Origin of the sequence: Trichococcus pasteurii (assembly GCF_900112935.1) — a bacterium.
Classification (GTDB): Bacteria; Bacillota; Bacilli; order Lactobacillales; family Aerococcaceae; genus Trichococcus; species Trichococcus pasteurii.
The window spans coordinates 98,199-119,376 of sequence record NZ_FONM01000006.1; the positions used below are offsets into that span (position 1 = coordinate 98,199).

At 52.1% G+C, this 21,178-nt stretch carries 20 protein-coding genes and 1 riboswitch; of the genes, 2 read left to right on the forward strand and 18 right to left on the reverse strand.

Translation table 11 applies throughout. The annotated features are described in order from the left end of the window. Positions 1-59 precede the first annotated feature (59 nt). Genes sufB through sufC form a run of 5 tightly spaced genes read right to left on the reverse strand, consistent with a single transcriptional unit; the run spans position 60 to position 5,232 of the window. Complete coding sequence (gene sufB, locus BM184_RS07280; RefSeq protein ID WP_086942623.1) at positions 60-1,454, reverse strand: Fe-S cluster assembly protein SufB; 1,395 nt, start codon at positions 1,452-1,454, stop codon at positions 60-62. Beyond that, entirely contained in the window at positions 1,451-1,936 is a 486-nt protein-coding gene (sufU, locus tag BM184_RS07285) for a Fe-S cluster assembly sulfur transfer protein SufU (RefSeq protein ID WP_086942622.1), read from the reverse strand. The genes sufB and sufU overlap by 4 nt, the downstream gene beginning before the upstream one ends. Then, complete coding sequence (locus BM184_RS07290) at positions 1,923-3,158, reverse strand: cysteine desulfurase (protein ID WP_086942621.1); 1,236 nt, start codon at positions 3,156-3,158, stop codon at positions 1,923-1,925. The genes sufU and BM184_RS07290 overlap by 14 nt, the downstream gene beginning before the upstream one ends. After that, positions 3,155-4,447, reverse strand: coding sequence for a Fe-S cluster assembly protein SufD (sufD, locus tag BM184_RS07295; RefSeq protein ID WP_086942620.1), 1,293 nt, complete (start codon positions 4,445-4,447; stop codon positions 3,155-3,157). The genes BM184_RS07290 and sufD overlap by 4 nt, the downstream gene beginning before the upstream one ends. Positions 4,448-4,458: 11 nt before the next feature. Further along, positions 4,459-5,232 (reverse strand): Fe-S cluster assembly ATPase SufC, encoded by a 774-nt coding sequence (gene sufC / locus BM184_RS07300; RefSeq protein WP_086942619.1) that lies wholly within the window; start codon positions 5,230-5,232, stop codon positions 4,459-4,461. A 255-nt stretch (positions 5,233-5,487) separates the two neighbouring features. On the opposite strand from sufC, the gene BM184_RS07305 reads away from it, so the two are divergent. Further along, positions 5,488-6,213, forward strand: coding sequence for a gamma-glutamyl-gamma-aminobutyrate hydrolase family protein (locus tag BM184_RS07305; protein ID WP_086942618.1), 726 nt, complete (start codon positions 5,488-5,490; stop codon positions 6,211-6,213). Positions 6,214-6,490: 277 nt separating this feature from the next. Here BM184_RS07305 and BM184_RS07310 read toward each other — a convergent pair whose 3' ends face one another. The 10 genes from BM184_RS07310 to dapD form a co-directional block, all read right to left on the reverse strand. After that, positions 6,491-6,847 (reverse strand): glycine cleavage system protein H, encoded by a 357-nt coding sequence (locus tag BM184_RS07310; protein WP_086942617.1) that lies wholly within the window; start codon positions 6,845-6,847, stop codon positions 6,491-6,493. 18 nt (positions 6,848-6,865) lie between these two features. Beyond that, positions 6,866-7,219 (reverse strand): arsenate reductase family protein, encoded by a 354-nt coding sequence (locus BM184_RS07315; RefSeq protein ID WP_086942616.1) that lies wholly within the window; start codon positions 7,217-7,219, stop codon positions 6,866-6,868. 29 nt (positions 7,220-7,248) lie between these two features. Next, the gene (locus BM184_RS07320) at positions 7,249-8,445 is read right to left on the reverse strand and encodes an FtsW/RodA/SpoVE family cell cycle protein (protein ID WP_086942615.1); all 1,197 of its coding nucleotides are present in this window, start codon (positions 8,443-8,445) and stop codon (positions 7,249-7,251) included. 127 nt (positions 8,446-8,572) lie between these two features. Then, positions 8,573-9,562, reverse strand: a complete 990-nt coding sequence (locus BM184_RS07325; RefSeq protein ID WP_086942614.1) for a YihY/virulence factor BrkB family protein — start codon at positions 9,560-9,562, stop codon at positions 8,573-8,575. 350 nt (positions 9,563-9,912) lie between these two features. Continuing rightward, entirely contained in the window at positions 9,913-10,953 is a 1,041-nt protein-coding gene (locus tag BM184_RS07335) for a branched-chain amino acid aminotransferase (protein ID WP_086942730.1), read from the reverse strand. A 357-nt stretch (positions 10,954-11,310) separates the two neighbouring features. Next, the gene (locus BM184_RS07340; RefSeq protein ID WP_086942612.1) at positions 11,311-12,258 is read right to left on the reverse strand and encodes an aldo/keto reductase; all 948 of its coding nucleotides are present in this window, start codon (positions 12,256-12,258) and stop codon (positions 11,311-11,313) included. A gap of 40 nt (positions 12,259-12,298) precedes the next feature. Then, a complete protein-coding gene (locus tag BM184_RS07345; protein WP_086942729.1) occupies positions 12,299-12,829 on the reverse strand; it encodes a DUF2179 domain-containing protein in 531 nt (176 codons plus the stop codon). A gap of 35 nt (positions 12,830-12,864) precedes the next feature. Beyond that, positions 12,865-13,374 carry a hypothetical protein gene (locus BM184_RS07350; protein ID WP_086942611.1) on the reverse strand — a complete coding sequence of 170 codons (510 nt, stop codon included), beginning with the start codon at positions 13,372-13,374 and terminating at the stop codon, positions 12,865-12,867. A 426-nt stretch (positions 13,375-13,800) separates the two neighbouring features. Beyond that, on the reverse strand, positions 13,801-14,943 hold the full coding sequence (locus BM184_RS07355; protein ID WP_086942728.1) for a M20 metallopeptidase family protein: 1,143 nt from the start codon (positions 14,941-14,943) through the stop codon (positions 13,801-13,803). 31 nt (positions 14,944-14,974) lie between these two features. Further along, positions 14,975-15,688: a 2,3,4,5-tetrahydropyridine-2,6-dicarboxylate N-acetyltransferase gene (dapD, locus tag BM184_RS07360; protein WP_086942610.1), complete on the reverse strand. Its 714-nt coding sequence runs from the start codon at positions 15,686-15,688 to the stop codon at positions 14,975-14,977. A 158-nt stretch (positions 15,689-15,846) separates the two neighbouring features. After that, a riboswitch (Lysine riboswitch) is annotated at positions 15,847-15,992 on the reverse strand. A gap of 345 nt (positions 15,993-16,337) precedes the next feature. Here dapD and BM184_RS07365 point away from each other — a divergent pair. Continuing rightward, entirely contained in the window at positions 16,338-17,504 is a 1,167-nt protein-coding gene (locus BM184_RS07365) for an aminotransferase class I/II-fold pyridoxal phosphate-dependent enzyme (RefSeq protein WP_086942609.1), read from the forward strand. A 339-nt stretch (positions 17,505-17,843) separates the two neighbouring features. Here the strand turns inward: BM184_RS07365 and scfB are convergent, their stop codons facing one another. The 3 genes from scfB to BM184_RS07380 all read right to left on the reverse strand — a co-directional run bounded on the left by scfB (position 17,844) and on the right by BM184_RS07380 (position 21,115). Further along, complete coding sequence (gene scfB, locus BM184_RS07370) at positions 17,844-19,247, reverse strand: thioether cross-link-forming SCIFF peptide maturase (RefSeq protein ID WP_086942608.1); 1,404 nt, start codon at positions 19,245-19,247, stop codon at positions 17,844-17,846. 69 nt (positions 19,248-19,316) lie between these two features. Next, complete coding sequence (gene scfA, locus BM184_RS07375; protein WP_084253821.1) at positions 19,317-19,472, reverse strand: six-cysteine ranthipeptide SCIFF; 156 nt, start codon at positions 19,470-19,472, stop codon at positions 19,317-19,319. Positions 19,473-19,642: 170 nt separating this feature from the next. Then, positions 19,643-21,115 carry an aminotransferase class I/II-fold pyridoxal phosphate-dependent enzyme gene (locus tag BM184_RS07380; RefSeq protein WP_177208582.1) on the reverse strand — a complete coding sequence of 491 codons (1,473 nt, stop codon included), beginning with the start codon at positions 21,113-21,115 and terminating at the stop codon, positions 19,643-19,645. Positions 21,116-21,178: the final 63 nt, after the last annotated feature.

The following is a 21,178-nucleotide window of genomic DNA, read 5'->3' on the forward strand; positions in this document are numbered from 1 at the left end:
AAAAAAAAAAAGAGGTTCAAAAACGTTGATATACAAACGTTTTTGAACCTCTTTTTACATTAACCCACTGACCCTTCCATTTCATACGCAATCAGTCTGTTCAACTCGACTGCATACTCCATCGGAAGTTCTTTGGTGAATGGCTCGACGAAGCCCATGACGATCATTTCGGTCGCTTGCGACTCGCTGAGGCCACGGCTCATCAGGTAGTACAGTTGCTCTTCGGAGATTTTGGAAACTTTCGCTTCGTGCTCCAGGGAGACATTACCGTTGTGGATTTCGTTGAACGGAATCGTGTCGGAAGTGGAGATGTCATCCATGATGATCGTATCGCATTCGATATGCGAGATCGATCCTTCCGATTTCTTGCCGAACTTCACTTGTCCACGGTAGTTTACTGCCCCGCCGTCTTTGGCGATCGACTTAGAGACGATCGAACTGGATGTGTACGGTGCGTTGTGGATCATTTTCGCGCCGGTATCCTGCTGTTGGCCTTTGCCGGCGAAAGCTACGGAAAGCATCGTTCCTTTGGCGCCGCGTCCGTTCAGGATGACACTCGGGTATTTCATGGTCACTTTTGATCCCAAGTTGCCGTCGATCCATTCCATCGTCGCGTTTTCCAAGGCTACAGCACGTTTCGTCACCAGGTTATAGACATTGCCTGACCAGTTTTGGATGGTCGTGTAGCGGCAGTAGGCGTCCTTCTTCACGATGATCTCAACGACTGCGCAATGCAGGCTGTCGGCCGAATAAGTCGGTGCGGTACAGCCTTCGACATAGTGTACGCTGGCGCCTTCGTCGACGACGATCAGCGTGCGTTCGAATTGGCCGGAACCTTCGTTGTTGATACGGAAGTAAGTCTGCAATGGCACATCGCATATGACGCCTTTCGGCACATAGATGAACGTGCCACCGGACCAAACAGCCGAATTCAAGGCCGCTTCGAAGTTGTCAGTCGGCGGTACAATGCTGGCGAAGTATTCCTTGAAGATTTCCGGATATTCCTTCAGGGCAGTGTCCGTATCGGTAAAGATAATGCCCAATTTCTCGAACTCATCCTTCATGTTGTGGTAGACGGCTTCCGACTCATACTGGACCGTTACGCCGGCCAGATATGCGCGCTCAGCTTCTGGGATCCCGATTTTTTCGAAAGTTTCCTTGATTTCGTCAGGCACATCTTCCCAGGTTCTGGCTACTTTATCGGTTGCCTTCTGGAAATAAGTGATTTCGTCGAATTTCAGATGGGATAAATCCGGTCCCCAATTCGGCAAGGTTGATTTATGGTAGGCTTCCAATGATTTCAGACGGAAATCCAACATCCATTCCGGCTCTTCTTTTGATTCGGATATTTCCCTGACGATTTCTTCAGTCAGTCCTTTTCCGGTGGAATAGATGATTTTTGCGTCGTCATGAAAGCCAAATTTATAATCGTCAACTACTGGTACTTCGCTCATAAGATCTCTCCTTCATGCGGGGATTCCGCTTGTTCTTCCCCTTTTTCTTTTTTGTCTTGGATGATCGCTCTTTCCAAAGCCTTCCAAGCCAAAGTGGCGCATTTGATGCGGGCCGGGAATTTCGCGACGCCGTTCAGGACGATTGCTTCGCCGAGGTGTTTTTCGTTCGGCTCGATTTTGTCCTGCACCAGTAGGAAAAATTCTTCCGCCAAGGCCAATGCTTCTGCTTTCGTCTTGCCGATGACCACGTCCGTCATCATGCTGGCGCTGGCTGTGCTGATGCTGCAGCCGTGGCCTGAGAATTTGGCCTGCTTGATGATGTCGCCGTCCATCGCCAACTGCAAAGTGATGACATCGCCGCAGGTCGGGTTGTTCAGCTCGATCTGTTCGTCGGCGTTTTCCAAGGTGCCGTAATTGTGCGGATGACTGGAGTGGTCAAGAATGACATGGCGGTATAGGTTTTCTAGTTTAGATAAAGCCATCTTTGAAAAACTCCTTTATTTTATGCAAGGAGGCGATGAATTGATCGGCCTCTTCGAATGTGTTGTAGAAATAGAAACTTGCCCTGGCTGTCGAAGATACATCCAAGTAACGCATCAATGGCTGTGCGCAGTGGTGGCCGGCGCGGACAGCGATGCCTTCCATGTCGAAAGCCGTAGCCAAGTCATGCGGATGGATCCCTTCCAGGTTGAAGGTGATGACGCCTGTATGCTTTTCCGGATCGGCAGGACCGTAGACAGTGATGCCTTCGATTGCCTGCAGTTTCGGCAGCACATAGCGCACCATTTCCTTCTCGTAGGCTTCGATGGCATCCATGCCGATCGCTTCCAGATAGTCGACGGCAGCGCCAAGGCCGATTCCACCGGCGATGTTCGGTGTGCCCGCTTCGAATTTCCAAGGCAGGACACTCCAGGTGCTTTCCTGGTCATAGACGAAATCGATCATTTCGCCGCCGAATTCGACTGGCTCCATTTTTTCAAGCAAGGCTTCCTTGCCGTAAAGCACACCGGATCCGGTAGGCCCCAGCATCTTATGGCCGCTGAAAGCGTAGAAGTCGGCATCCAATGCCTGCACATCGACTTTCATGTGCGGCGTTGATTGGGCGCCGTCCACGACCATGTAGCCGTTGTGCTGGTGGATCAATGCAGCCAGTTCCTTGATCGGGTTGGTGATTCCCAAGACGTTCGAGGAGTGGCAGACCGACATGATTTTGCCTTTTGCAGTGACGACTTCAGCCGATTTTTCGACATCGACGAAGCCGTCTGCAGTCAACGGCAGGTAGACCAATTTGGCCTTCTTGCGTTTCGCCAACTGTTGCCAAGGAACCACGTTGGAGTGGTGCTCCATCGGCGTGATGTAGATTTCGTCGCCCTCTTCGATGATCAGATCGCCGAAGCCGACAGCGACCCAGTTCAGGCCGGTCGTCGTGCCGCGGGTGAAGAGAACTTCCTTCGTTGAAGCGGCATTGATGAAGCGGCGCAGTTTTTCGCGGGCAGCTTCATAGGCTGAAGTCGCGCGTTCCGCCAAAGTATGCACGCCGCGGTGGATATTGGCGTTGTCAAATTCGTAGTAATGTTGGATGGCTTCCAGCACCTGTTTCGGTTTTTGTGAAGTGGCCGCGTTGTCCAGATAGATCAGCGGCTCGTCGTTCACGGTCTGGAAAAGGATCGGGAAGTCTTGTTTGATTTTTTTTGCATCGATCAAAGCTTCATCAACTTCCTTTCGATCATCTCTACCAAGCCTTCACGGATTTCTTTTACCGGGATGGCCGCGATGACCGTACCCAGGAATCCGCGGATAACCAGACGTTCAGCTTCTGCCTTAGGGATACCGCGGGAAAGGAGATAGAACATTTCTTCCGGGTCGACGCGTCCGACGCTGGCAGCATGGCCGGCTGTGACGTCGTTCTCGTCGATCAACAGGATCGGGTTCGCATCCCCTCTGGCGTTGTCCGAAAGCATCAGGACGCGGCTTTCTTGTTGGGCGTCGGCGCCCTTCGCGCCTTTGATGATGTGGCCGATGCCGTTGAAGGTCAATGTCGAACGGTCCATGATGACCCCGTGCTGCAGAATATGGCCGATCGAGTGCTTGCCGTAGTTCGTGACGCGGGTATCGATGCCCTGCACTTGTCTGCCTGTGGAAACAGCCACGACTTTGATCTCGCTGTGGGAACCGTCGCCGATCAGATCGGAATCGAAATCGGAGATGACATTGCCGTCGTTCATGACGCCGATCGCCCAATCGATGGAGGAATCCTTCAACAGGTGGCCGCGGCGGTTGATGTAGACGGAAGTGTTTTCGCCCAAAGTGTCGACTGCAGAGAATTTGACTTGCGCGCCAGTTTTCGTGATGACTTCGACGATGATGTTGGCGCTGTTCTTTTCGTTGCCGTCGGTTTCGTAACGCTCCACGTATTTGACTGAGCTGTTCACGTCAGCGACCAGAAGCACGTGTTTGACAAAACTTTCCTTCACGTGGGAATTCTGGATGAACAGAGCTTCCAACGGCTCTTCGATGACGACGTTCTTCGGCACGTAAAGGAAGACGCCGCTGTTCATGAAGGCTGTGTGGAAAGCGGTGAAACGGTCTTCTTCCGGTTTCACGGCTGTCGTCATGTAGTATTCCTGGACCAGTTCAGGATAATCCTGAGCGGCTGTATACAGATCAGTGAAAATGACGCCTTGATCGATCAGATGCTGCGGCAATTGCTCCATCAGCGTCACGTTTCCGTATTGCACGATTTTCGGTGTATCGCCCAAGTCGTATTGGAGACCTTGGCTGTTCACCAATTCCTCGCCGTACCCACCAGCAGAGATGGTTGTGTCAAGCAGCGGCCAGCGGTGGTAGCTGATGCGTTCCATCAATGGGAAAGCCTGCTCTTCATATTTTTCAAGCCATTCCAATCGTTTGCTGCGCATCCATTCCGGTTCTTCCTTTTCAATGGAAAACAGGCGAACCGCATCCAACAAGGACGTTTTTTCTTCGTTCAGCATGTGACGTCCTCCTATTCTTCATCCAAATGGATATCTAGACCTAATTCGTCGCGGATGCCGCGGTAGCCTTCCGCTTCCAGACGTTTCGCCAGGCTGGCGTCGCCGGATTTCACGATGCGGCCGTCCATCATGACATGGACGAATGTAGGGTGTACATAATTCAAGAGACGTTGGTAGTGGGTGATGATCAGGACGCCGAAGTCGGGACCGGACATCAGGTTCACGCCTTTGGAAACGACTTTCAAAGCATCGATATCCAAACCGGAGTCGATTTCGTCAAGGATGGCGAATTTCGGTTCGATCATCATCAACTGCAGGATTTCGTTGCGTTTCTTTTCTCCGCCTGAGAAGCCTTCGTTCAAATAGCGTTCAGCCATTTCTTCCGGCATGTTCAGGATTTCCATTTTTTCGTCCAATTTTTTGATGAAGTTCATGACCGAAATTTTGTCGTCTTCCGGGCGGCGGGCATTGATGGCTGCGCGCATGAATTCAGCGTTTGTGATGCCGGCGATTTCGCTCGGATATTGCATCGCCAGGAACAGACCTGCGCGTGCGCGTTCGTCGACTTCCATTTCCGTCACATCTTCACCGTCCAAAAGAATCTGGCCTTGCGTGATCGTGTAGCTCGGATGACCCATGATTGCTTGTGACAGAGTCGATTTACCCGTACCGTTCGGCCCCATGATGGCGTGGATCTCACCGGTGTTCATCACCAGGTTGACACCCTTCAAAATTTGTTTATCCTCAATGGAGACATGCAGATCTATTATTTCTAAAGTAGACATAAATTAACTCCTCACAATCTATATATTTTAATCGAACCTTCATTATTGACACTACGACTATTTTAACCCAATTGAAAACCTTTCGCAATGGAATCATTATGAAAACCCATTTAATCAACGATAATTTTTTTCAATTTATAATCATTATAAACTATCAACCCGGTTTGTCCACTCATAAGAACGATTCTTTCCCATATTCTCAATTATGATGTAAAATGGTGAAAATCAGTCATCAGCGAAAGGAAGACAACATATATGAGACCATTGATCGGCATCACCGGCAACCAATTACTGGAAGCTGTCCCGGCTTTTTCAGGGATATCCGTCGCCTACACCCCCATCGGATTCGTGAAAGGGGTCCAGGCCGCAGGAGGCAATCCGCTGATCCTTCCGATCGGCGCGCCCGAAACGGCAGCGGACTACGTCGCCAAAATCGATGGGCTGTTGTTGACCGGGGGACAGGATGTATCACCGAACTTTTACGGCGAGGAACCGAGCCTGCACATCGGTGCGACATTCCCATTGCGCGACGACTTCGAAATGGCGCTTGTGGCGGAAGCCTTGAAACAGAAGAAACCGATCCTGGCTGTCTGCCGCGGCTTGCAGATTTTGAACGTCCAGATGGGTGGCAGCCTGTATCAGGACCTTGCGCATGAATATCCGGATATGCGCATCCAGCATCAGCAGAAGACCGACTTCAAGTATGCGACCCACTCCGTCATCGTGACCGAAGGCAGCCACCTCCATGAACTCGTTGGCGAAAAGCTGTCGGTGAATTCTTTCCACCACCAAGCGCTGAAGGTCGTTGCCAAGGGCTTGCAGCCGGTCGGATACAGCCCCGACGGTCTTGTCGAAGCCGTCGAAGCGACCGATCCGGAACAAAGCATCCTCGCTATCCAATGGCACCCGGAGACGATGATACCGGAAGCCAAAAACATGCGACTGTTCTTTGAGGATCTGGTCGCGCGGGCGACGCGCTAGGAGCATTTCGGGTTTCGGGGCTCAGCTCCGGCGAGGATTCCTTCGCCGGAGTTGGGGTCGGAAAGGTTTCGCGTCCTCCGGTGAGAAAAACCTCGCCGGAGGACGAACAGGATAATCAATCTGTCCTCCTGCCAAGATTCTCTCGCCGGAGGACAGACCTATCCGCGGCCGGCTCCTCCGGCCAACCCGGCCTTCGCCGGAACAAATTAAAAAATCAAAAAGGCAAGCACTCGGACCCGATGTCCGGCTGCTTGCCTCTTTATATTTTCACATTCGTTTACAGTCCGGATTCGTTCTGCAATGCTTCGAAAGCTTCCTCCGAGACGTCCGTAAGTTCGACGATCCAGTTCACTGCTGCATCGGTGCTGTTCAGGTTCTCCGGATTGTTTTCCAATGCTTCGTTGACGGCCGTGATCGTGCCCGCCAATGGCGAAGCCAAGTCGGTCATCGCTTTGGCGGCTTCGACCCCGATCAGGGTGTCGGTCGTTTTGATCACACCCGTTTCCGGAAGGTCGATGAAGCTGACTTCTCCCAGATCGTCCTGGCCTTTTTCGGACAGCCCGATGATGTACTTGTCCGCCTCCTTCTTGATCCAGAAGCCGCTCTCGCTGTATTTCACTGTGTTTTCAGACATGTTGTTTTCCTCCTTCGCTTATTTCCAGGTAGTCGTTAATTTTTCTTCGTCGTGGCCGACCGTGATCTGCTTGCCGTCCGTGACGAATGGCCGGCGGATCAGCATGCCGTCCGATTCCAGCAGGTCCAGTGCTTCCTCCAGGTCCATGCTGTCGAGCTTGTCCTTCAGCTGCATTTCCTTGTACAGGTTGCCGCTCGTGTTGAAGATGCGGCGCAGCGTCAGATTTCCGGTTGCGATCGCTTGGCGGATGCTTTCCCGTTCTGGACGTTCTTCGCGGATGTCCTTCAATTCGTAGGCGATGCCCTCTTCGTCGAACCAGGCCCGCGTCTTTTTGCAGGTCGAGCATTGGGGATGTTGGTAGATGGTGATCATGCAATTGCCTCCTTGGGTTAGGGTTAGGGTCAGATACCGAAATGTTCGTCCTCTTCCGAGAACATGTAGCTGCGGTAATGGTAGCGCATCGACATGACCAGTCCGATTCCCAGCATATTGCCGAGGAGCGCCGAACCCCCTTGCGAGATGAACGGCAACGGGATACCGGTGATCGGCAACAGCCCGATCGTCATGCCGATATTTTCCAATACGTGGAACAGGATCATCATGATGACGCCCGTCGCCATGTAGGCATAAAATTCATTTTTCGTATCGAAGCAGATGCGGATCATCTGATAGATCAGCAGGAAATAGATGAAAATGAGAAAACACCCGCCGATGAAGCCGAAATTCTCGCCGATCGTGGAGAAGATCATATCGGAAACGCGCACCGGCACGTAGACTTCGGAAACGCCGAGGCCTTTGCCGAACAGTTTGCCTGATCCGATCGCTTTCATGCTTTGCGCCAGTTGATAGGCATCGCCGGTGCTGTCCCCGAATGGGTCGAGCCAGGAATCGATCCGGGCGAATTGGTAATTCTGGAAGCCGAAATTCAGGAGCACATCGCGGTTGTAGACAACCAGGTAGATGAGCAGCGATCCGATGGCACCGATCGTACCGAACACGGGCAGCAGGATTTTCCAGGATACGCCGGAAAGGAATGTCATGCCGATGATGATCGCCAGGAACACGAGTGTCGTCCCGAGGTCATTCTGCAGGATGACCAGCAGTAGCGGCGCCGCCGACCACATGGCGATCTTGAGAAGCAGGTTCATGTCGGTCTTTTCGGTCCGGTCATCGATCTGCATGTTGTGCTCGGTGATGACCCGCGCCAACATGATGATGAGGGCGACTTTCACGACTTCTGAAGGCTGGAAGGTGACGCCGCCGAAGCGGAACCAACTTTTCGCCCCTTGCAGCGCATAGGTGTTGCGGTCATAGAAAATGAGGACCAGGAACAGTAACAGGATGCCGGCCCCGTATGCAATCGGCGCGACTTTCCAGAGTTGTTCGGAATCGAAATGCATCACGATGGCGGCGGCTATGATGCCGATGCCGTACCAGACAAGCTGCATGATGGTCGTACCGATGCCGCCGTCCGTCTGCAGGACAGTAGTTGAATAAATCGTCAGGACGCTGATGATGGCCAGAAGGAACACGGACAGGATAATGCCGTAATCGATCTTCGAAACATCCGCATTCTGCGTAGTTTGTTGATTTCGCATGATTAAATCCTTTCTTTCAAAAACAATGGGCGTGCTATCTTTTCATTATATAGAAACTTCGCCCAAAAAAAAAGGCGCCGAGGTTTAAAAAAACCTAAACCTCTTTGCCCCGTCTTTCCGGATTCAATCATTTGTCTGCTTGTTTGTTCGCTTGGATGCGCAGCTTTTTGCGGATCAGACGCCGTTTCAGCGATTGTTCATTGACGGTCAGCGCCAATGCGTTCTTCGAATAACGGATCGCATAGCGGCTCTCTTCCTTCAGAACGACCGGCAACGGCCGGAAATAGTGGTACAGCATCACATTGAGAAAGCCCCCAAGGATCAGCACCGTCCCCATCAGATATAACCACAACAGCAGCGTGATCACGACGCCGATCGCACTGTTCCCGATTGTCTGGCTGCCGGCGACTCCGACATACAAGGAGAACAGCTGCGAAATCAACAGGAAACCTATCGTTGCGAATGCCGCACCCGGTACAGCAAATTTGAATGACCAACGCACATTCGGCACCACGAAATAAATGACCGTCATGATGATGGAGATGATCAGGAAGGCCCCGATCCAACGGACATTTTCGAAAGCGGTGATGAAATCCAACCGGATGGACAAGAACTCTTCGAAGAAATCACGGATATATCTCCCGAACATGAACAGGAAGGCGACAAGCGCAATCATGGCGACCAACAGAAAAGCGATCACGAACGAAAAGACCCTGTGGACGATGAAATTTTTGCGCATCTTCGTATTGTACACTTGATTCAAAACATTCTGAAAGACATTGAAGGCTTTCGAAGCTGTCCAGATCGACAGCACCAGCCCGAATGAAACCACCCCGCCACTGCCGCTGTTCAAGTACTGTTCCAGTATCGGCGTGAGCGTATTGCTGATTTCAAGCGGCAAGGCCATCTCCACGTAAGCCAGCACCTGCTCCCGCGGCAACGGCAGCAACGGGATGATGTTCCCCAGCAACAACAGGGTCGGAAGCAGCGCCAACAGCACATAGTAAGCCATCTCAGCTGATTGCCGTCCGATCTCCATCCGGCCCCAATGCTGTTGGAACAGGACGATGATTTGGCGAATTTTTGGATTTTTGATGTATTTCCTTAGTGCGTTCATTGCTTTTTCCTCCCGCCAAGCTCTATAGCTTAATCATAGCCAAAAGCGGCTCTGATTGCCACAGATAAGCATTGAGAATGCTAGTGCTAGCGATCTGCCCTGCTCCGGGGAAGGCGGTCCTCGCCGGAGATGAGCATCCCGGAAAACTGTCACCTCCGGCCACGTCGGCTTCGCCGGAGTTCGCCTGCCGGATTGCGCCCTCTCCTCCGACCAACATTCGCTCGCCGAAGTTGATCGCCGGCACGCACGCTGTTCTCCGGCCAGCGTTCCGCTCCGGCAGCCGGCAACGACAAAAAACAGCCCTCTTCCAGCACAAAGGCCTTAGAGAGCTGCATTTCTATCTATCTAGCTTAGTCTACTTTCACGATCCAACCTTCCGGCGCTTCTAAGTCGCCGAATTGGATGCCGGTCAGTTCTTCATACAATTTGCGCGTCACAGGTCCGACTTCCGTTTCCGAATAGAAGACGTGGAAATTGTCGCCGTACTGGATGCCGCCGATCGGAGAGATGACTGCGGCTGTACCGCAGGCGCCGGCTTCGCTGAACTCGTCAAGCTTGTCGATGAAGACATCGCCTTCCTCGACTTCCATGCCCAAGTGTTTCTCGGCCAAATACAACAGGGAGTACTTGGTGATGCTCGGCAAGATTGATGGTGATTTCGGTGTCACGAAACGGTTGTCCTTCGTGATGCCGAAGAAGTTTGCGGATCCGACTTCCTCGATCTTCGTGTGCGTAGCCGGATCCAAGTAGATGCAGTCGCTGAAGTTGCGGTCATGCGCTTCTTTACCAGGCAGCAAGCTGCTTGCGTAGTTTCCGCCGACTTTCGCTGCCCCTGTACCGTGCGGAGCGGCACGGTCGTAGTCGGAAACGATGAAGTTCGTCGGTGCCAAGCCACCCTTGAAGTAAGGGCCAACCGGCATCGCGAAGATGGAGAAGATATATTCGGTCGCCGGGCTGACGCCGATGTTGTCGCCGACACCGATCAGATAAGGGCGCAGATAAAGCGTGCTGCCGGTATTGTATGGCGGCACCCATTTTTCATTGGCTTTGACTACTGCTTTAGCGGCTTCGACGAATTTTTCCACGGGAAACTCAGGCATCAACAGGCGGTGGCAGCTGTTGATCATCCGCTTGGCGTTTTCTTCCGGACGGAACAGGTTGATGCTGCCGTCTTTTGTGCGGTATGCCTTCATCCCCTCGAAGCAGGATTGGCCGTAGTGCAGAACCGGAGAGCCTTCGCTGATGTGGACTTTGTTGTCGGTCGTCAGTTCGCCGTCGTCCCATTTTCCGTCTTTCCAATAAGAAATGAAGCGGTAATCAGTCTTGATGTAACTGAACCCTAGATTTTCCCAATCGATGTTCAATGCTTTCTGTTCCTCTGTCTGTGTCATTTCTGTCATCCAAACCACTCCATATCTATATTATTTATCAGAATTAACGATGAAAAAAAAGAATGAGCCTATGTGATTAGGCTCATTCTTTAATGAGAGCCCAATGAAACGGAAATAGGACTCTACTTGTAGTAAGTAAGAATCCTGGGCTAAATCACTTTTAGAATGACTAGGGCATCGAAAGAGAACGATGCTTTCTTTTTGTTCTGTAGTGTGCACATTCCGCAAGTCGCATCCATTCTCATTCTCCCCCTTCTGTTTGTTAGATTATGATGTAATTCTATGCCTGTATCTAATGAATGTCAAATGCTTTTTTCATCATTTTGTAATGCTGGGGTTTTTTCGACGATCAGAAAATCATTTCGGCAAGCGGTACGATGCCGGGAAAGTTTGCTGGATCAAAGCGATGTCCTCCTCATCCAAACGGACTTCGGCGGCCTCGAGGTTCTCAAGCACCTGCTGTCTGTTGCGTGCGCCCGGAATGACTGCGTCGACGATGTCCTTGGACAGATAATAGGCCAACACGACATTCTGCAACCCGGTCTGGTGCTTCACTGCGAGCGGCCGGATCTCGTCCACGCGGTTCAGGATATCTTTGTAGGTATCACCCTTGAACTGCGGACGCTGCTGTTGTTTCTCAGACAGGACCGAATCTTCCCTGTACTTGCCGGCCAGCAGACCGGATGCGAACGGGAAGTATGGGATGAAGGAGATGCCCTGTTCGCGGCAATAGGGGAACAGCTTCTCTTCAGCCGACTGGTTCAGGAGATTGTATTCATCTTGGACAATATCGATGTAGCCGTTGGCGTTGCCTTCCTTCAGCTGCTCCAGGTTGAAGTTGGAGACGCCGATGGCACGGATCTTCCCTTGCTCCTTCAGTCGATGGAGCGCACCGACCGCTTCGGCTTTGGGTGTCGCTTCATCCGGAAAATGGATGTAATAGAGATCGATATGGTCGGTCTGCAGACGTCTCAGGCTGTTTTCAACCTGCTCCGTCAGGAAAGCCGGATTGTTGTTCAGGACGATGCCCGTTTCCGTCACTTGGTGCGCGCCTTTTGTTGCGATGACGACCTTGTTGCGCAGGTTGTGTTCCTTCAGCGTCTTGCCGATGATCGTCTCGGAAGTGCCCATTCCATACATAAACGCCGTGTCGATGAAGTTAAGTCCTTTGGTGATTGCGCTCAAGAGCACGTCTCCGCCGTATTCGGTGTTTGTTTCCGGATCGGCTGCGGCGATTTTATTCGCCCCTAGCCCGATCGGATGGACCAGTAGGTCGGTTCTTCCCAATTTCACAAGTTCTGTCATATCGTTTCCCCTTTCCTTGTCCGTTCATTTGTTCATTCATTTATTTGCCGAGATGGACCCGTTTGGACCAAAAGCCTCCGTGGATATATTTCGGATCGTATGAAACGATGAAAGCTTTCGGATCGATTTCCAATACTTTGTTCTGAAGATGGCGTTCGGCTTTGCGTGTCAGCAGGATTTCGAGCACAAGCCGCTCGCCGTCCCTACCGTGGGCTCTGTAGCACGAGACCCCGTAGCCGAAATCGCGCAGTTGGTTGGGCATCGGGCTGTCGACATCCTGTGTCATGACGGTGATCATGGTGTATCCGAGCGCGAGCCAATCCTCGATTTTGATGCCGATAGCGATGCCGGCGCCGTACCCGAGGGCGTAGGCCGCCAGATTGAGCGGATTGTCGAGACTGTTCATGACCATCGAGAGACCCAAAACATAGATGACGATTTCCACCATGCTCAATAGTGGCGCCAAAACGCGGTAGCCTTTTATCGTCAACATGAACCGGATCGTGTTCATCGTCACGTAGCTCAGACTGATCGCAAATATTTTCGCCAATAATCCCAAATCGAAAATCATCATCACACTCTTCCTTTTAAATCAAGCCTGCCCTTTTAGTATTGTGCAGGGTGGCGGGTGTATTCCCCTGTTACGACATCCATTTCCAGCAGTTCCCCGGTCGTTCCGTTGTAGCGGTAAAATCCGACGGAACTGGCTACATCTGCGCCGTTTTCGCGGACGTTGATGGTGACTTCACTGCCCTCGACCGATTCCACGATGAACAAGTACACATCGCTTTCGACATAACCAGTCAGTTGCGTGATTGTTTGTTTCGCCTCGTTGATCAGCGTTGACTCATCGGCGGTCTCATCCGTATTGGCTGCTGCATCGGGATCCGCGGTGCTGTTTGCGGCGGATTGTGCCTGCACACTCTCGGCTGCTTCCAGACTGCTCGCTCTTGAAGCAGCTTGGTTGCTGGCTTCGCTGGTCGCCTCTGTATCTGATTGTACTTGCGATGTGCTTGTCGCCTCAGTGGCTGTCGTGTCTGTTGCCGGACTTTGGCACGCGACAAGCAGCCATGCTGTGGAACCTAAAAGAAATGCGGATAATCTTTTCTTATGCATAATTTCCCCTCTTTCATCCAATATGTGATTCTATTGTACCTTTTTTGCCGGGAAAATGCTTTTCCGATCCATCAACTTAAGCGAACCTTTACAATTTTATTGGATGTGGTGCAACATTGCGGCAACTCATCCGGTCTGCCCGCTTCGATCAAATTTGGCAAAAAGCGGCTGCCGGAAAAGAGCAATGCAAACTGGCCCTCAGCTCCGGCGAGGGTTCGTTCGCCGGAGGAGATCGGTAATAAAAGGACTCTCCTCCGAGGAGGCTTCTGCTGGTCGGAGGAGGCCTTCCAAATGCGGTCCTGTCCTCCGGTGAAGCACCCCTCATCGGAGGACGGCAATCACCATTCGCATCCCAAAACCAAAAAGCACCCCGGTGAGGGTGCTTTTTGCTTGTATGTTGTGTGTTCGGTGACTTGCTGTTGGCTTTTAGCCCTTCAGTCCTTCATTTTTCAGTATCAGGTCGTAGCAGGCGATTCCCTGCAGCAGCACCTTCTCGTCGAAGTTGAAGCGGCTGCTGTGGAGCGGGTGCGTCCAGCCCATGTCGGGACGGCCGGTCCCCAGCAGGATGAAGGCGCCGCGGATGCTTTCTTGGTAGAAAGCGAAGTCCTCGGCCAGCATCAATGGTTTGACGACTTCGTAGGCATCGGCCGGCAGCGCGTCCATCAACGCGCCGATCATTTCTGCATCGTTCGTGACTTCCGGATAGAAATCGCGGATATCCAACGTGCAGATGACACCGCTCATGCGCTCGATGCCTGCGCAGATGTCGGCAAGGCGTTCCTTGATGGAAGCATAAACTGCTTTGTCGTAGCTCCGGATCGTTCCGGTCATCTCGGCTTTTCCGGCCACGATGTTGCGGGCCTCCCCGGCATGCAGCGTGCCGATGTTCACGACGGCTGGTTGCAACGGATCGAGGTCGCGGGCCAGAATGTTCTGGACCGAAAGAAGGATCTGCGCGGCGGCGATCAAGGCATCCTTGCCGAAGTGCGGCTGCCCGGCGTGCGAGCTGACGCCTTCAAGCGTGATGTCGAATTCGCCGTTGCGTGCCATCAACGGACCCTTGGCCAAGCCGAGGATGCCTTCAGGCAGACTCGGGTACAGGTGGTAGCCGTAGATCTTTTCGACCTGCAGCTCCTGCAGGATGCCGGAATCCATGATCCATTTCGCGCCGCCCGGTCCTTCTTCAGCCGGCTGGAAGACCAAAACGACGGACTTTTCCAAAACCGGCAGGGACTTCAGGTATTTCGCGAATCCCAACAACAGGGCCATATGCCCGTCGTGGCCGCACGCATGCATTTTGCCCGGGTGAAGGGAAGCGAAATCCGCTCCTGTTTCCTCGGTTACCTCCAAGGCATCCATGTCCGCACGGAAAGCAACTGCTTCCGGGGACTTGCCCTTCAGGACGGCCACCCATCCCGTTTCGGCGGTGCTGATCGGTTCATAACCGAACGACACCAGCTTTTGGCGGACATATTCCGAAGTCAACGGCAGATCGAAGCCGATCTCCGGAATCTGGTGGAGCTCCCTTCGGATCGTCTTCACCGTATCGTATAATTCTGCAATCTGCATGCTTTTCACCTGGTCCCTCCGCGTGTAGTTATTAGTCTCTTAAATCAGCCAACAATTGGGTTTTTTCGCTTGTTTGTTCGTCCTTCATCTTCACGATTTTTGCAGGAGATCCCGCAACTACCGCATTAGCCGGTACGTCTTCCAATACGATTGCGCCAGCTGCGACAACAGCGCCTTCGCCGATGTGCACGCCTTCGATGATGACAGCGTTCGCGCCGACCAAAACACCGTCTTCGATGATGACTGGTGATTTCGATGGTGGCTCAAGAACGCCCGCAACCACTGCGCCTGCTCCGATGTGGCAGTTTTTGCCGATCGTGCCGCGTGCGCCGACTACCGCGCCCATGTCGATCATAGTGCCTTCGCCGATGACGGCACCGATGTTGATGACCGCCCCCATCATGATGACGGCGCTCTTGCCGATCGTTACGTGATCACGGATGAATGAGCCAGGCTCGATGCGTGCATCGATTTTGGTAGTGTCCAACAATGGGATTGCGGAATTGCGTCTGTCGTATTCCATGACGTGGTCTTTGATCTTGTCTTTATTTGCTTCCAAGAAAGAATAGATCGCTGCTGCGTCGCCGAAGACTGTGTAGCTGTCTCCGCTTCCGAAGAATTTCAAGCCTTCGTAGGCAGGATTTTCGAAATCCCCTTTGATGTAAAGTTTTATGGGTGTTTGCTTTTCGGCAGCTTTGATGTAAGCTGCGATTTCATAAGCATCTGTCAACAATAGTTCGCTCATTTGATGTTTCCTCCCGATCATTTTTTCTGTTCCAACATGCCCATTATAGCATGCCAGCCTGCGTTTGCCCTATGCGGCGGACGACCGTTTGTTCCGGAAATGCAAAAAAAATAGCGGTAAGCGAGTGCTTACGGCTACGGAGACCTGCATTCGCCCAACCAAGCTAAAGCGCAATCCACTGTCATCGGGCAACGACAATGGAACAGCCCCACATTTGTTCAACCTGGGTCCAGCATTCGCATGCTTCGGCGACCGTCCCTTTCCCTTGCGGTACTCTTGACCAGCCGCGACCTCTTTTTGCTTGGCGATTCATTCATTTTTCTAATCGTACACTTATCCGGCAGACCTGTCAACTGCTCCGGTGCAGAAGCTTTTTTCCGCTTGGTTTTTCAGTGTTTTGGGGTTGCACAGGACGGTACTGGCTGTTCTCCTGATCGGAAAGCACCGGGAAACCACTGCCACTCAGATGTGAAAACGCTCATCAAATTCGCGGATTTCTAATTTTCATTCAGAAGGAGGCAACTTTGCATAGAAATACGCCTACAATCGTGTTATGTTATTTTCATGAGATTTGAAGCCGACTGTCGGTTGGCGCACGTTCGACTATACATTAGATTAAGGATATTTCATCCGGAGGAGAAAATAAATTATGAGCAGAGAAACGAACCGCTTTGTGAAGCAACTGAAAGGATCGCCCATCCGTAACTTCGACGCAGCCATCAGCGATGTGAAGGACCTTATCCGCTTCACGATGGGCGAGCCTGATTTCGATACGCCGGATTTCATCAAGGCGGCGGCCATGGAGGCCCTGAACCAAAACCAAACGCACTACGCCCCTTCTGCCGGCGTTCTTGAAACCCGGAAGGAGATCGCGAAGTTCATGGAGCGGAAATACGGGCTGCATTACAACGCGGACACCGACATCATCCTGACGGTCGGCGCCACTGAAGCGATCACCGCAACTATGTTTGCTTTGATGAACCCGGGCGACAAGGTGATCATCCAATCGCCGGCTTTCCCGCAGTATGAATACGTCACTCTTTTGGCTGGCGGCGAAAGCGTCAAGATCGACACATCCGAAACGGGCTTCCTGATCACACCGGAGGACCTGAAGGCGGCGCTGGATGCGAACCCGGAAACGAAAATGATCGTGCTCACCTATCCGAACAATCCGACCGGCGCTACTTACACAAAAGAAGAAGTCGAAGCTTTGGCCGAGGTAATCAAGAAGTATGACGTATTCGTCCTCAGCGATGAAATCTACAGCGAACTGACCTACGACGGCAGTCATACTTCCATCGCCAAGTACATCCCTGAGCAGTCCATCGTCATCAACGGCACTTCGAAAAGCTATGCGATGACCGGCTGGCGCGTCGGCTTTGTCGCTGCCCAATCGGACCTGATCCGCGAAATTTTGAAATATCACCAAAGCCTGGTCACTTGCGGTTCCACACCTGCGCAGACCGCGGCTGGTGTTGCTTTCCGCGACGGTGATGAAGCGACTGCCACGATGAAAGCTGCTTACCTCAAACGCCGGGACATCCTCTTGGAAGGTTTGACGGCTGCTGGACTGAAGATGAACAATCCGGACGGCGCCTTCTACCTGTTCCCGCGCATTCCGGAGCAGTATGGCAACGATGACTGGAACTTCTGCATCGACTTGGCACGCAAAGCCGGCGTAGGCGTGATCCCCGGATCGGCTTTCGGTGAATCCGGAGTGGGCTACTTCCGCATGAGCTACGCCGCCAGCGACGAGAACGTTATCGAAGGCTGCCGAAGGATCGTTGCGTTTCTGGAAGAATTGAACGCGAAATAAGCGATAAATGTTGAACCGCACAATCGGGCGATTGTGCGGTTTTTCTGTTGGGTTTAGGCTTTTGGCTGTCGGCCGGAGTTCCGGCCTGCGCTTTTCGCATTTCTTACGTTTTTGCTTTTCCCTCCGGCGAGAGCCGGCCTCGCCGGATTTCCGACTGACATTTGGATCTGTCCTCCGGACGGGGCGGCTTCCCCGGAGTTGCAGGCGACATTATGTTCTGTCCTCCGTCCAAGACCTCCTTCACCGGAGGAACAGTCACCCCGCCCTCCTCCACAACAAAAAGAAGCACCCGCCGGCATCAATCCGGCGCGCACTTCTATCGTATTATGTGGTTATTTCTTACTCAGCAGCCATCGCTTCGGCTTCCATTTCGCGGATCGATTCCGCGACCTTCACCATCATCGAGCATTCCACGCGTTTGCGGAACAGGTCGCAGCTGAATTCATAGTTGCCTTTCAATGATCCGGTCGCATGTAGGGAGTTGGCAGGGCAGCCGCCGCTGCAGTACAATTTAGCCCAGCAATCTTGGCATTCCGGTTTGGAATAGCAGTTGACTTCCTTGAATTGGCATTGCAGTTCCGGTTTGGTCACGCCATCCCAGATATTACCCAGGCTGAATTCTTCATCACCAACGAACTGGTGGCAAGGGAACAATTCACCCCAAGGAGTGACAGCCATGTATTCCGTTCCTGATCCGCAGCCGGAGATGCGTTTCTGGATGCACGGTCCTTCGGAAAGGTCCAGCATGTAGTGGTAGAAAGTGAAGTCGTTGCCCTCTTCGCCGCGCTTCAGCATTTCCTCAGCTAAGATTTCATACTGTCTGTACAGTGCCGGAAGATGTTCCTCCGTCAAAGCGTAAGGTTCGGAAGGATCGCAGATGACCGGTTCCATCGACAGTTTGTCGAATCCGAGGTTAGCTACGTGGAAAATATCATTTGTGAAATCGACGTTATTGCCTGTATAAGTGCCGCGGACGTAGTATTCCTTGTCGCCGCGCCCTTCCACGAATTTCTGGAATTTCGGCAAAATGTAGTCATAGCTGCCTTTTCCGTTAACGGTGCGGCGCAGACGGTCATGGACTTCCTTGCGTCCGTCCAAGCTCAAAACGACGTTGTACATTTCTTTGTTCAGGAACTCATTGATTTCATCGTTCAAAAGCATCCCGTTTGTTGTGAAAGTGAAACGGAAAGTCTTGTTGGACTCCTCTTCCTTGCTGCGCGCGTATTCGACGATCTGCTTCACGACGCGCCAAGCCATCAACGGCTCACCGCCGAAGAAGTCGACGTCCAGGTTGCGGTGGAAACCGGAATTCTCAAGCAGGAAATCGATTGCTTGCTTCCCGACTTCAAATTTCATGATCGCTCTGTCGCCATTGTACTTGCCTTGGCTGGCGAAGCAGTAATCGCAGGTCAGGTTACAAGTATGCGCCACGTTCAGGCAAAGAGCCTTCACGAAGGTTTGGCGGTTCTTCAAGTCGATGGAAAGGTCTTGGTACAAGTCTTCCGTGAACAATTCCCCGTTGGCCTTCAATTCTTCGACATCCGACAGCGTATCGCGGATTTCTGTTTCGTTGATTTCAGGGTCGTTCGCATATTGTTCCAGCATCGTTGAAACGATCTCTTCGACAGGTGTTGCTTCATACAGCGCGATGATGTCGAAAGCAAGGTCGTCCACGACATGCACGGCACCGCTGTAGGTATCCATTACGATATTGTATCCGTTCAGTTTATATTGATGAATCATTTCGGTTTCAAACTCCTTTTTTGTCCATAAAATTGCCGCCCAACTGGAATCAGTCAGGCGGACTCTTTTTTACTTCGCTGCTTGTCTAGGGTTCACACAGCTTTGGTTAGCGATTCCGCAAGAAGTTTTGCATGCGGATTGGCAAGATGTTTGGCATGCTCCGCAGCCGCCGTGTTTGGCAGTATCCTTCAGGTTGCGGGTGCTTAATGTTACGATTCTTTTCATAACGACATCTCCTCTGAAATAGGTTAAGGAAGCATATTGCTTGACAGAAAAATGCTTCCTTTGTGAATTATTTTACCAACAAATTGTTAGTCCGTCAATCTGCCGACCTATCAGCATAGTGACCGTTTTTATCAATATCCTGATTCGGCCGATAGCTATCTAAATGTAAGTTACTGAACAAGGTTTTTCTGGTGCATAATTTGGATATTTTTAGGAAGCCCGTCGGCGTCGCTGTAGATCCGTGTCCCCTTCTCCAACAACGTTCGGACTTGGCGGATAAACCCATTACTGATCTGTTCCCCCGGCACAAGCAACGGGATGCCTGGCGGATAGGCCCAGATGTATTCGGCCGCCGTTTGCCCTGCAGCTTGCTCCAACGGACACACTGCTTTTTCTGATTCCAGAGCCTGCCAGATTTCGCATTGCTTTTCAGGTAGGGAGAAAACTAGCGTCCCATTATTGAGAGCGTGCTCCCCAGCTGCTGAGTTAAGCGAACTGTCAATCGCTATTAGCGCATCGGCCAAAGCAGCCATAGCGGCATCTGTATCGCATACGCTGGTCATCGCCAATGCATGATCGCCGTAAGCCATCTCCATTTCGATATGATGATCGCTCCGCAACGTTTCGGAAAGTTCCTGTCCGGTTATGCCGGTTCCTTGTGCAGAAATCAGGATTTTGCCTTTATCGAAGGCAAAAAATGTTGGGTGGAGGACCGCACTGTCGTTTCCGTGGCAAAGTACCTCGAGATGCTGGAGCTGTTGCATTTTTTCTGAGAAGCCGGCTAACCTTTGATTGTAGCTTTCAAATAACCGTCTTCCCTCATCCCGCAGCAAGCGGAAGCAGCGGTCGATCGAAGCCATCAGTACATAGGACGGCGAGCTGCTTTCGAAGATAGCGAGTTGCCGGGCCAGTTCTTCCGGACTGACCAGATCACCATTCAGATGGGCCAATGACGTCATCGTCAAAGAAGGCAAAGTCTTATGCAGGCTCTGGATCACGATGTCAGCGCCGAGTGCGGTCGCGCTGCTTGGAAAATGTTCCGAATAATTCAAATGTGAGCCGTGTGCCTCGTCGACCATCAACGGAATCCCTTGCGCATGACAGATATCGGCAATCGCCGCTATGTCACTGACCACCCCTTCGTACGTCGGCGAAGTCAAAACGACCAGCTGCGTATCCGGGTGCTGTTTTAGCGTAGCGGCAATGCTTGCCGTCGAAATGCCGCCGTGGATGCCGAATGTTTCATCCATTTCCGGCATCAGATAGACGGACTCCAATCCGAAAAGCTCGATTGCGTGATAGACGGACTTGTGGCAATTCCTTGCGACCGCGATTTTGCCGCCGCGTTTCGTCGCAGCTCGGATCCCCGCCAGGATGCCGCACGTGCTCCCGTTTACGAGGTAGAATGAGCGCTTGGTGCCGTAGAAGTCCGTGATCTCTTCCATATAATCTTTGAGGATGCCGCTCGCGCCGTGCAGATTGTCGAATCCGTCTATTTCAGTGATGTCGATATTGTAAGGCAAGTCCGTTCCCAACAAAGCGGTATTCCGCTTGTGCCCCGGCATATGCATCGGGATGCTGTCGGATGCCGCATGTGCTTTCAGTCTGTCCAACAAAGAAGGTTGGGTTGTATGTTTATCCATTAGTTTGTCCTTTTCTGGGTGATATAGTTCTTCCTTCATTATAGCAGAGGGAAAAAGCACCGA